The 11,116-nt window shown below is 31.8% G+C and carries 12 protein-coding genes and 1 tRNA gene; 5 read left to right on the top strand and 8 right to left on the bottom strand.

Annotation, left to right across the window (positions count from 1 at the left end; translation table 11 throughout):
• Positions 1–108 precede the first annotated feature (108 nt).
• The 4 genes from ABDW27_RS13650 to ABDW27_RS13635 all read right to left on the bottom strand — a co-directional run bounded on the left by ABDW27_RS13650 (position 109) and on the right by ABDW27_RS13635 (position 2,681).
• Positions 109–300 carry a hypothetical protein gene (locus ABDW27_RS13650; RefSeq protein ID WP_343696410.1) on the bottom strand — a complete coding sequence of 64 codons (192 nt, stop codon included), beginning with the start codon at positions 298–300 and terminating at the stop codon, positions 109–111.
• 378 nt (positions 301–678) lie between these two features.
• Positions 679–870 carry a hypothetical protein gene (locus tag ABDW27_RS13645; protein WP_343696409.1) on the bottom strand — a complete coding sequence of 64 codons (192 nt, stop codon included), beginning with the start codon at positions 868–870 and terminating at the stop codon, positions 679–681.
• A gap of 48 nt (positions 871–918) precedes the next feature.
• Positions 919–1,089, bottom strand: a complete 171-nt coding sequence (locus tag ABDW27_RS13640) for a hypothetical protein (protein WP_343696408.1) — start codon at positions 1,087–1,089, stop codon at positions 919–921.
• A 26-nt stretch (positions 1,090–1,115) separates the two neighbouring features.
• Positions 1,116–2,681 (bottom strand): vitamin K epoxide reductase family protein, encoded by a 1,566-nt coding sequence (locus tag ABDW27_RS13635; protein ID WP_343696407.1) that lies wholly within the window; start codon positions 2,679–2,681, stop codon positions 1,116–1,118.
• Between the two features lie 268 nt (positions 2,682–2,949).
• Here ABDW27_RS13635 and ABDW27_RS13630 point away from each other — a divergent pair, with 268 nt between their 5' ends.
• Complete coding sequence (locus tag ABDW27_RS13630) at positions 2,950–3,099, top strand: rSAM-modified peptide (protein WP_343696406.1); 150 nt, start codon at positions 2,950–2,952, stop codon at positions 3,097–3,099.
• Between the two features lie 41 nt (positions 3,100–3,140).
• Here ABDW27_RS13630 and ABDW27_RS13625 read toward each other — a convergent pair whose 3' ends face one another.
• Positions 3,141–4,904, bottom strand: a complete 1,764-nt coding sequence (locus tag ABDW27_RS13625; protein WP_343696405.1) for a tetratricopeptide repeat protein — start codon at positions 4,902–4,904, stop codon at positions 3,141–3,143.
• Positions 4,905–5,074: 170 nt separating this feature from the next.
• Here ABDW27_RS13625 and ABDW27_RS13620 point away from each other — a divergent pair, with 170 nt between their 5' ends.
• The 3 genes from ABDW27_RS13620 (at position 5,075) to ABDW27_RS13610 (ending at position 7,949) form a co-directional block, all read left to right on the top strand.
• Entirely contained in the window at positions 5,075–6,256 is a 1,182-nt protein-coding gene (locus ABDW27_RS13620) for an acyl-CoA dehydrogenase family protein (protein ID WP_343696404.1), read from the top strand.
• 85 nt (positions 6,257–6,341) lie between these two features.
• A complete protein-coding gene (locus ABDW27_RS13615) occupies positions 6,342–7,124 on the top strand; it encodes a DUF3050 domain-containing protein (protein ID WP_343696403.1) in 783 nt (260 codons plus the stop codon).
• A gap of 60 nt (positions 7,125–7,184) precedes the next feature.
• A complete protein-coding gene (locus ABDW27_RS13610; protein WP_343696402.1) occupies positions 7,185–7,949 on the top strand; it encodes an SGNH/GDSL hydrolase family protein in 765 nt (254 codons plus the stop codon).
• Between the two features lie 54 nt (positions 7,950–8,003).
• On the opposite strand, the gene ABDW27_RS13605 is transcribed toward ABDW27_RS13610, so the two are convergent.
• The 3 genes from ABDW27_RS13605 to ABDW27_RS13595 all read right to left on the bottom strand — a co-directional run bounded on the left by ABDW27_RS13605 (position 8,004) and on the right by ABDW27_RS13595 (position 9,677).
• A complete protein-coding gene (locus ABDW27_RS13605; protein ID WP_343696401.1) occupies positions 8,004–8,573 on the bottom strand; it encodes a transposase in 570 nt (189 codons plus the stop codon).
• Positions 8,574–8,661: 88 nt separating this feature from the next.
• A tRNA-Ser gene (locus tag ABDW27_RS13600) sits at positions 8,662–8,748 on the bottom strand.
• 59 nt (positions 8,749–8,807) lie between these two features.
• The gene (locus ABDW27_RS13595; protein WP_343696400.1) at positions 8,808–9,677 is read right to left on the bottom strand and encodes a LysR substrate-binding domain-containing protein; all 870 of its coding nucleotides are present in this window, start codon (positions 9,675–9,677) and stop codon (positions 8,808–8,810) included.
• A 90-nt stretch (positions 9,678–9,767) separates the two neighbouring features.
• On the opposite strand from ABDW27_RS13595, the gene ABDW27_RS13590 reads away from it, so the two are divergent.
• Positions 9,768–11,009 carry an MFS transporter gene (locus ABDW27_RS13590; RefSeq protein ID WP_343696399.1) on the top strand — a complete coding sequence of 414 codons (1,242 nt, stop codon included), beginning with the start codon at positions 9,768–9,770 and terminating at the stop codon, positions 11,007–11,009.
• Positions 11,010–11,116: the final 107 nt, after the last annotated feature.

Here is an 11,116-nt window from a genome sequence, read left to right as displayed (position 1 = left end):
TAAATAGACATATTTTGTTTTGCAATTAAATTTTATTCTATTTATATAAAGCAAGAAAGCTTTACTAAATAATTAGCAAAGCTTTCTAAAATATTATATTATTTAATTTTAAGATTCTAATGGACAGTTTTCCTCAATAACTGCCGCGCAGGTTTCTCCTTCGCCTGGATGTATAACCCCAGCAAAAATACCTGTGTTTGGGCAATAACAAGCCTCGATTCCTGGTCCGCCGCCAGTAATATTTTTTCTTTCATTAACGCTTAAAATTTCGATTCCTGCTAGGCTTTTTAATTTTTTCATAATTTAGGTTTTGTTTTGATTTGTTAATTCTTCAAAAATTTATAGACACTTGAAGTTGCTGTCTTTTATAGAAACGCATAATTGTAGTAACTACACGTTATTTTCATTAGCAAAAAAAAGAGTAGAAATTCATCTACTCTTATTTAGGTATCTAAAAAGATATTTTTAGTAACATACTTTCTCTAGGAGATGGCACTTGATCAGCCCTAACCAAATAAAACCGACCCAAGTGACCAATTATCCTGAGAATCCCGACACCAATCATCAATGTTGGGATAATTTGCTCAATGTTCCACGATCGAGCGCCTACAAATTAAAAAAAACATGACTAAATTTTAAAAAGGCTTTATTGTATATTACTTTAAATAATTTTAATAATTAACAGCAAAGACGACTTGTCTCGCAAATTCCTGACATCGTGTCTAATGGACAAGTGCCTCCTACCGGAATTAAAATGCATCCTGCTTCGATTGCATAAACCCAGCAGTCAGGAATTCCTCCCTGCATTGTTTTTTGCTCATTTTTACTAATATTTTGAGCTCCTTCCAGATTTAAAATATTTTTTATCATCCTCTTCTTGTTTTAAAATTAAAACCGAAAAACAAACATTTAAATTACTTAGTCTTTTATACAAACTCCAGATTGTCCATCTTCGCTTATATAATCACAATGGGTTCCTGCTGGGCAAGCCGGCGTATTCACTCCACATGCACGTCCTTCAATAATTGACTTTTTTTCACTAATCGTCAATTCTATAGCTCCTTCTAGATTTAAAATATTTTTTATCATACAAAGGGTTTTATGAGGTTAGCTTATTAAGCAATTTTTTCTAAAATTTCTGTTGTTTCTTTTTCTTCAACAAAATCATTTAAGAAATATTTTAATTCACTCAATTCATATTCACTTGGAAATAATTTTTCATTTACAATTTTTACTGGCGTATAATTGAAATTATTTTTTGAACACCATTCGTATTGTTTATTTATTTCCTGATTTATCATCATACTGACATTTTCAACATGCCATTTTTTTAACCATTTTTTCAGACTCATTTTTTTAATATGCCAGTCTGAAATCGCTTCAACAGTTTTTCCTGGTGTAGATCTGTTTATGGTTAACAATCTTTCTACAACAGCTTTATATGGGTTATCAGCATTTTCCGGGTTGATATTAAACAAAACACTTAAGAAAATTTTATCCGGGAATTTCAACACCAAATCAAAAGCTTCCTGAAATGTTTTATGACAATGCACACAACTCGGACTTATTATTATACTAAGTTTGACTACTGCACTTCTGTTTCCAAAATTTAATCCTCTCAAATCTTCAAAACCATTTGAATGAGAAACTCTTTTTGATAAAAAATTTAGCAATGAATAATTTCTCTTGAACTTTTTAAGTTCTTTCAATGAGTTTTCATTATTAAGCACATCTTTTGCAATTGATTTTATAACAAATCCAATTGGGATAAGTAAAAGCAAAGAGAATAAAAATGGAAAAATCGTACCGAAACTAAAACTTAACGTAAATAAGTCAGACGAAAACCATATTGCACTTTGCGTAAATATCAAAAACGAAACCATTAAACACATCACACACCATTTTTGAAGTTCGAATTTTTGAATCCAAATCGAAGAAACGATAATCGGAATTGCCAATAAACTCAAAAAACCTACAAAAATCGACGAGTTAAATGGCTGAACTAGTATTGAGATAAAACTCGCACCAAAAAACAAAAGAGGCAAATCTGAAAAACTAATCCATCTGTTCTCATAATTTTCAGTAAAACTTAAAACAGAACTACAAGACGAATTTGTACTTAGATTACAAAAGTTTGAAATAAGACTGTTTTTAAATCCTAATTTTTCCTGAACAATTAAAATACTAACTATTAATCCTAAAATTGAAGTCAATAAAAATATAGCGCTGAAAATTGTATACGAATTATAAAAGAAAGATAATCCTGCTAACAGTACAAAAGGTACCAGGTATTTTAACCAGTTTAATTCAACTTTTAAATTTTCTCTTGCTACAACATTATTTGGTTCAATTGCTACAATTACTCCATTCCAGTCTAAAAGGAATTTATCGTATGAAATTTTTTGAACTCCTTTTTTGATTGTATTAATTCGAACAAAGTTTTTGGCTTTTTCAACAAGAATTAATTCATCCTTGAAATAAGCTAAAAAATTTGATGGTAAATCGACTATCTGCTCCTTAGGAACTCTTATTGCGGCATTCTCTATCGACAACAAATCAAACGAATCTGTTATCGCAAACAGACTAGGATAATTTGGATGAGAAAGAAATAAATCTTTAAACTCATTTTTCACTTCCGAGTATCTGTTTATTTGCAGAAATTTTTGAATAAGTTTTAGCATCTTTCGGGTCGGTTTTAAATCGAATTACAATGCAAATATTGTGGTTTTTATTCAAAATCTGATGATCAAATCACACATTTTATATATTATACTACATACAATTTATAAATTATATCAACTATAATTAATATGCAAAATGTTGATTTACAATGAATTACAATGAAAAATAAAAATCAAAAAAGCTCAAAACCCAATTCTCGATCAAGAACTAAGCATTTTCTGTAGTTTTGATAAATCAGTAACCGTAACATGTAAAAAGATGGCAAATATGAAATTAAAATTCGAAGATTTTGAAGATGAAAAATTATCAAAAAATCAACAAAAAGTAGTTAGAGGAGGTGATGATCCAATACCTCCAGTTGATCCAGGTAAATCAGGAACTGGCGGAGGCGGTAGTTCAGGAGGTGGTGCAGGTTGAGAAAATCTACAATTTTAAATTAAATAAATTAAACCTTTACATTAAATATTATTCGCAAATTGAGCTGGAGATACTCCAGTTCTTTTGCGAAATGATTTTGCAAAAGAAACCGCATTTTTAAAACCTACACTTTCTGCAATAGCCTGAGTCGAATATTTTCTATACATGTGATTAGTAATCATTTCATTAATTACATAATTAATTTTCAACTCATTAGAATACTCTCCAAAAGATTTTCCAAATCGTTTATTAACAACATACGACAAATAAGTAGTATTTGTTTTTATCTTCTTAGCAACGTAAGGCAATGTAAAATCAGCATTTAAGTATTCGTGTTTACTTTCAAGTGCTAATAATTTTTCTACTATTTTGTTTTCCTTTGCTTCGTCGATACTTAAAGTAAGGTTTTCTTTTTTAAGATGAATTTCTTCTAATTCAAGTACTTCATCTCCTTTTTCTATTGTTTCAAGTTCCGCTTCAGCATTATTTTTCTTCTCAATATTAGCTTTAAATTCTTCAATTAAAGCATTCATTTTTTTGTGTGCTTTATTCTTGTCTCTAATATTTTTTATCAGTAAGAAAACAATTCCGACTAATAGAAGCGCATAAAAAACCCTTAAACCTCTGCTTAATAAAACATCGTTTTTGTATTTTTTCTCAATTACAACCATTTCATTAGTTAGCCCGCTAACTCCCTGTTTATAATTAACTTCTAAGCTTTCTTCATTTAATTTTTCTTCTAATTTTTCATAATTATCCAAATAGATTCTGGAATGTTTATATGCCAGTTCAGGCTTTTTCTGGATGTTATAAATTTTTGCCTGATAAAAATTAGATTTCAGATAATCTATCTCATTAACTTTTGTTATTTCCGAAAGTGAATCGCATTTTTTAAAAAACACAAGTGCTTTATCGTATCTCTTTGTAGTATAATAAACGTCTCCCAAATTATAATTGGCAACACATAATAAATCTTTCTGATTATTCTGGCTGGATAAAAAAACAACATCATAATAAGTCTTCTCAGCATTTTTATAATCGCCTTTCCAATTATAAACATTTCCTAAACTTAATTTTGCCACTATTTTATTTTGAGCAAAGTTTTGAGAATAATTAATCGTCTTCTTATAATAGTGTTCAGCAGAATCCAAAAGGTGCTTCTTTGTTAAATTCTTCATGAAATAGCTTTCATAAGAACTTGCCAAAGCCCTGTTTATATTACTTTTATTATTTAATAACTGCTCTTTGCTGTAAACCCCTTCGTTTTTATCAATAAACTCATCAAGCTGTCGGAGGTTTTTTATAGCTAATTGATAGTTTCCAACTCCTTCGTTAATTAAAGCTATATTAATCTTAAACTTAACAATTTGTTTTACATCATTAATTTCTAAGGAAAGCTTCATTCCTTTCTGATAAATTTCAAGAGCATCACTAAAATTTCCTCTGTTCCACTCTGATAATCCCCCATAATTGTATATATAAGATTTTACCTGTGTCTTATCTCGAGAGTCAGGCATTTTCTCTAAATATTGAAGTGCAGCTTTGTATTTTTCTTTGGATTCTTTGGTATTTCCTTTTATTTGCAGCAAACTTGACAAAGCGCCATTTGCAAAAGCTAAATGTTTATAATTGTTTGATTTTGCCATTTGATATGCATATACAAGAGCGCTATCGACATTTGCGTTATAATTTAGTCGAATTTTATCCTGCAATATCAAATATTCTTCTTCGCTCAATGTCTTTTTTTGCTGTGCAAATGTTACATTCAAGGCAAGAAAGAATACAAAAGAAATGATCAGCCTCATTCAATTTATGTTTTTTGGAATCTCAAAATTAGTCTATAAATTATCAATAAACTAAAATTAATTCACCTAATTTGTGATTATTTTATAACTACTATATATAAATATAACAATTTTACTTTGTTTTGTTATATTTTTATTACGTAAATTTGTTTTGAAAAATCCTTTACAAAATGAAACCAGACTTATTTCAAGCTCCAGATTATTATAACCTAGACGATTTGCTAACAGATGAGCATAAACTTGTTCGAGAATCTGCACGTGCATGGGTTAAAAGAGAAGTTTCTCCTATTATTGAAGAATATGCTCAAAAAGCAGAATTTCCTAAGCAAATTATTAAAGGGCTTGGAGAAATTGGCGGTTTCGGACCTTATATTCCTGTTGAATACGGAGGTGCCGGTTTAGATCAGATTTCTTATGGCTTAATTATGCAGGAAATTGAAAGAGGAGATTCTGGTGTAAGATCAACTTCATCAGTACAATCTTCTTTAGTTATGTATCCTATTTGGAAATACGGAAACGAAGAACAACGCATGAAATATTTACCAAAATTAGCAACTGGTGAATATATTGGATGTTTTGGTTTAACAGAACCAGACCATGGATCTGATCCCGGAAGTATGATTACCAATTTTAAGGATATGGGCGATCATTATATTTTAAATGGTGCTAAAATGTGGATTTCGAATGCGCCTTTTGCTGATATTGCTGTTGTTTGGGCAAAAAATGAAGAAGGAAGAATTCACGGTTTAATTGTTGAACGTGGAATGGAAGGATTTACAACTCCTGAAACTCATAATAAATGGTCTCTAAGAGCTTCTGCAACCGGAGAATTAATTTTCGACAATGTTAAAGTTCCGAAAGAAAATCTTTTACCAAACAAATCTGGTTTAGGAGCACCGCTTGGCTGTTTAGATTCAGCTCGTTACGGAATTGCCTGGGGTGCAATTGGCGCTGCAATGGATTGTTACGATACCGCTTTGCGATATGCCAAAGAAAGAATTCAGTTTGGTAAACCAATTGGAGGAACTCAGCTGCAACAGAAAAAATTAGCAGAAATGATTACCGAAATTACAAAAGCGCAATTATTAACATGGCGTTTAGGCGTTTTAAGAAATGAAGGTAAAGCTACAACGGCACAAATTTCAATGGCAAAACGTAATAATGTAAATATGGCAATTGAAATTGCACGTGAAGCAAGACAAATGTTAGGCGGAATGGGAATTACAGGAGAATATTCGATTATGCGCCACATGATGAACCTTGAAAGTGTGATTACTTATGAAGGAACTCATGACATTCATTTATTGATTACCGGAATGGATGTAACTGGAATTCCAGCATTTAAATCATAAACAACTATTAAATTATATACAAAAACAATACAAAAAGCTTCTCTTAACCGAGAAGCTTTTTATCTTTGCACCAAAATCTACATAAATGAATATTGAAACTATAAACAATAGCATTCAACCACAAAAAGAACAGCTTTTAAAACATTCACTATATAGCAAAATCCAAACTATTGATGACTTACACAGTTTTCTAGAAAATCATGTTTTTGCAGTTTGGGATTTCATGTCTCTTTTAAAAGCTTTACAAGCCAAACTTACCTGCACAACAACACCTTGGTTTGCCACTAAAAACCCGGAAACAAGATATTTAATCAATGAAATTGTTCTTGCAGAAGAAACTGATTTAAGCATCGACGGAAGAAGACAAAGTCATTACGAAATGTATCTTGAAGCTATGGAAGACTGTGGTGCAGATACAACAGAAATCAATAAATTTTTAGATTCAGTAAACTCACTTCATAATATTTTTGTTGCGATTAAACAAAGTTCACTTCATCCTGAAATTAAAGCTTTTCTTGATTTTACTTTTAGAGTTATCGAAGAGGGAAAACCGCATCAAATTGCCGCAGCCTTTACTTTTGGAAGAGAAGATCTAATTCCGAGTATGTTTACAGAGATTTTGAAAAACTTTCAAAAGAACCTTCCTGATACTGATTTAAGTAAATTATTGTATTATTTCGAAAGACATATCGAACTTGATGCAGATGAACATGGCCCAATGGCAATGCAGATGATTACAGATTTATGCGAAGATGATACTCAAAAGTGGAAAGAAGTTGAAGAAGTTTCGATTCTAGCTTTAGAAAAACGCATCGGACTCTGGAATGCCATTGAAGAAGAAATTCTCCTAAAAACAGAAATGGTTTAAAAACCAAAACTGCATAATTAACGTAACTATTTGTTTAAACCAGCCTAAATTAAACAAATTATGAAGCCTAAGTTCAAACAAATAGTTACCGTTATTCTTTCAGCATTTTTATTAAGCTGCAGCCCCGAAGAATCATCTTCTGAAACGCCAGTTTCACCTGCGCCTGTAACGCCTCCAACAACACAAATTCCCACAACTCCTATTTCTAAAACCATAAATTATCTGGCTTTAGGAGACAGTTATACTATTGGTCAAAGTGTTTGCGAAACCTGCCGATATCCCGAACAGCTCAAAACAAGCTTAAAAGCGATTTATCCGGAAACTAGTTTTTCATTAAGAGTAATTGCCACAACCGGCTGGACAACCAATAATTTACTTACTGCAATAAAAGAACAAAATCCAGATTCAAATTATGATTTGGTAACGCTTTTAATTGGCGTAAACAATCAATATCAGGGAAGAGATTTTTCTATGTACGAAAAAGAATTTCCCGAATTGGTTACCAAAGCAATTGCATTGGCAAAAGGCGATAAAAAAAATGTAGTTGTACTTTCGATTCCAGATTATGCTTATACTTCTTTCGGAATGATGTTTGGAACAAATGGAAGAATGAAAATCACCGAAGAAATAAACAAATACAACACATTTGCCGAAAACTACTGTATGATGAATGGTGTAACTTTTGTTTCGATTACAGATATCACAAGAAACGGATTAGTCAACACAAGTCTTGTTGCTTCTGATGGCCTGCATCCTTCTGAATCTGCTTATGCAATGTTTGTTGAAAGGATTTTGCCTAAAGTGAAAGTGGCGCTGCAGGATTAATCATCAAAACAACATATTGATCTATATAAAAATTGTCAATCACATTTTTTTGGATCATTTTCCACAAAATTTATCTTTATTCCAATTGATCGGATTGTTTTCTATATAATTTTGTATGGTATCAAACGATTTTTCATTTCTGATAATATGATCATGAAAACGCGATTGCCAGCCAAAATCGGCATGCAATTTTCTCATTTCAAAGGAACATCTTCCTTTATACCATCTTATAATTCGTGAAATATTGTCCTGCAGCATCGGATTTTTATCCCCTGAAATACCACCTGTTTTATTTATTGTTTGGGATAGAGACGCGATTAATCGCGTCTCTACGGAAATCGATGCATTTTTATCAATAATCAAAATCCCATGTACATGATTAGGCATAATTACAAAATTACCCAATTCTACATACGGAAAATGTTCAGGAATTTGCAGCCAATATTTTTCTGCCAATATTCCTAATTGAGATGCGATTAATCGCGCCTCTATGATTTCGCCAAAAAAATGTTCTCTGTATTGAGTACAAATTGTAATAAAATAAGTCCCATTTGCACCATAATCCCAATTTTGCAATCGAGCTGATGAAATGCGATATTTATTTTGAAATTTTTGAGACATCATACCAAATAGGGGTTTTTATATTCGAGAAGCCAATAAAAAACCCCGAAATATATATTTCGGGGTTTGGTATTATATTTTTTAAAATCTGCAGAGAAGAAGGGATTCGAACCCTCGATACAGTTACCCATATACTAGCTTTCCAGGCTAGCTCCTTAAACCACTCGGACACCTCTCTATTTAGGTCTGCAAAGAACACAAAAAAATCTGAGTTACGAAAACAAAATTGAAGTTTCCTTAAATGCTTTTCCGAAATTCTTCCATAAATATTTTAACGGCTTTCTTTTGGTAACCTTCAATTGTTAACATAAAAGATTCTCGTTTAGTAGCAACACCCGTAATTTGTATCGCTTTAAGCTGATCCCAGCCTTTTAAAGCCTTTTCTGCTACAATAGTGGCCCAATCGCTGTTTTCTACCATTTGCAGTAATGCGTGTATCGAATGCAATTCTATTGAGATTTTGGGTTTCATATTGAATTTCATAAATAATTCTTCTACAAATTCTCTTGAGTTTGATCCTTTTCCCGGCAATACCAATGGAATTTCCTCAATTTTTTTAAAAGCTATTTTATCCAAATCTACTAATGGATGGTCCTTTGAAACTGCCAAAACCATATACGACGTAAACAAAGGAACTTTCTGAATTGGCGGTTCAATTTCATGAGACGAAATAACCAAAACCACATCTAACTGGTTGTCAAGAAGTTTTTGTTCTAAAGCTTCTGTCGTTCCGTATTCAACAACAATTTTTAGATTTTGATATTTTTTAGCAAATGTATTCACAATCGGAAGAATCAATAAACCAAAAATATACGTTACACCAATTCGTAGTTCACCTCCAATCATTTCGTTTAAATCTTCGATTGCCTGTTTTCCGTTTTCTACATTTTCGACCACTTTTTTGGCGTGAATCAAAAAAACAGAACCGGCTTCTGTAAGCTGTACTTTTTTACCAATTCTTTTAAACAAAGGCAGTCCAAGCTCTTCTTCCAGTTTTTTAATTTGCTGCGAAAGTCCTGATTGTGTTACAAAACACAATTCTGCAGCTTTGGTAAAATGCAATACCTCAGCCGTTTTAATAAAATATTCAAGTTGATAAATTTCCATATTGATAAGTTTTAATACTTATTACAAGTAAAATTATTAATTTTTCTAATGAAATCATAATCCCGACCTTTGTAAAAAATATTTCAGGTTATGTTCAAGGCTTTAAAATCAAGAAATTTCAAATTATTCTTTTACGGACAATCTGTTTCAGTAATTGGAACGTGGCTGCAAAAAACTGCCGTAAGCTGGATGGTTTACAGCGTAACCGGATCTGTGTTTTTACTCGGACTGGCCACTTTTTTGAGTATGATTCCGTCCTTATTTCTTGCCCCGTTGGCCGGAAGTATTATCGGAAGATACGACAGACATAAAGCCATGCTTTTTTTACAATCTATGGCAATGCTGCAGGCGGGACTTTTAGCTTTATTGATTTATCTGAAAATTTACAACATCAACTTTATTCTGGCACTAAGTCTTTTTCAGGGAATTATTAATGCATTTGATATGACTTGCCGACAAACCATGATGATCGATATTGTTGACAATAAAGATGATTTATCAAATGCTGTAGCACTAAATTCAACTTTAAATAATTTCGCCAGAATTGCCGGACCTGCATTGGCTGGTATTATTTTGCATAACTACGGCGAAGACATTTGTTTCATGGGGAACTTCTTAAGCTATATTCCGGTTTTAATTTCTTTACTAATGATGAAAATCACACCGCACATTAAAGCCGTTGATAAATTTAAAATGCTTGAAGATTTTATCGAAGGTTTTGATTATGTGAAAAAAGAAACCGAAATGGCCAGAATGCTTTTAATGCTTATGTGCAGCAGTTTGTTTGTTATTTCTTTTAATACTTTAATGCCTGTTTTTGCTAAAGATATTTTTAGCGGAAATGCTCAAACCTTCAGCTGGTTCGAAAGTGCCGCGGGTATTGGCTCGATCTTATCAGCTATTTATTTGGCAAACTTGAAAAAATCCGACAATATGAGCAAAATAATGATCTCTGCAAGCCTTTTATTGGGTTTTAGTATTATTATACTAGCTTACTCAAATAATTTAACCATAGCGCTTATTTGTATGGCTCTGAGCGGTATAGGAATGATGGCACAAACCTCATCTATAAATATTTACGTTCAAACCCAAAGTGCTGTTAATATGAGATCCAGAAGTATTAGTTATTATTTAATGGCTTATCAGGGAATGATTCCTGTGGGAAGTTTAATTATTGGATACGTTTCTCATATCATCGGAACCAGAAATACGGTTGCCATTCAGGGAATTATCTGCATTATTTCTGTTATTGTTTATATGTATTACAAAAAACATAAATCTGCTGAGGAGTTAGAGACTTGCCCAGTTGAATATAGAAATTCTAAGTTTTAATAAATTCCAATAAAAAAATTCCAAATTCCAATTTGCTTTATGGTAAAGAACTTTGTCAAAGTTTAAAACTTTGACAAAGTTGTCTAGCGCAATTTTTCAATTCTATA

Origin of the sequence: Flavobacterium sp. (assembly GCF_039595935.1) — a bacterium.
Taxonomy (GTDB): domain Bacteria; phylum Bacteroidota; class Bacteroidia; order Flavobacteriales; family Flavobacteriaceae; genus Flavobacterium.
The sequence above is the reverse complement of the archived record's forward strand: the minus strand, read 5'-3'. Positions and strand labels throughout refer to the sequence as shown.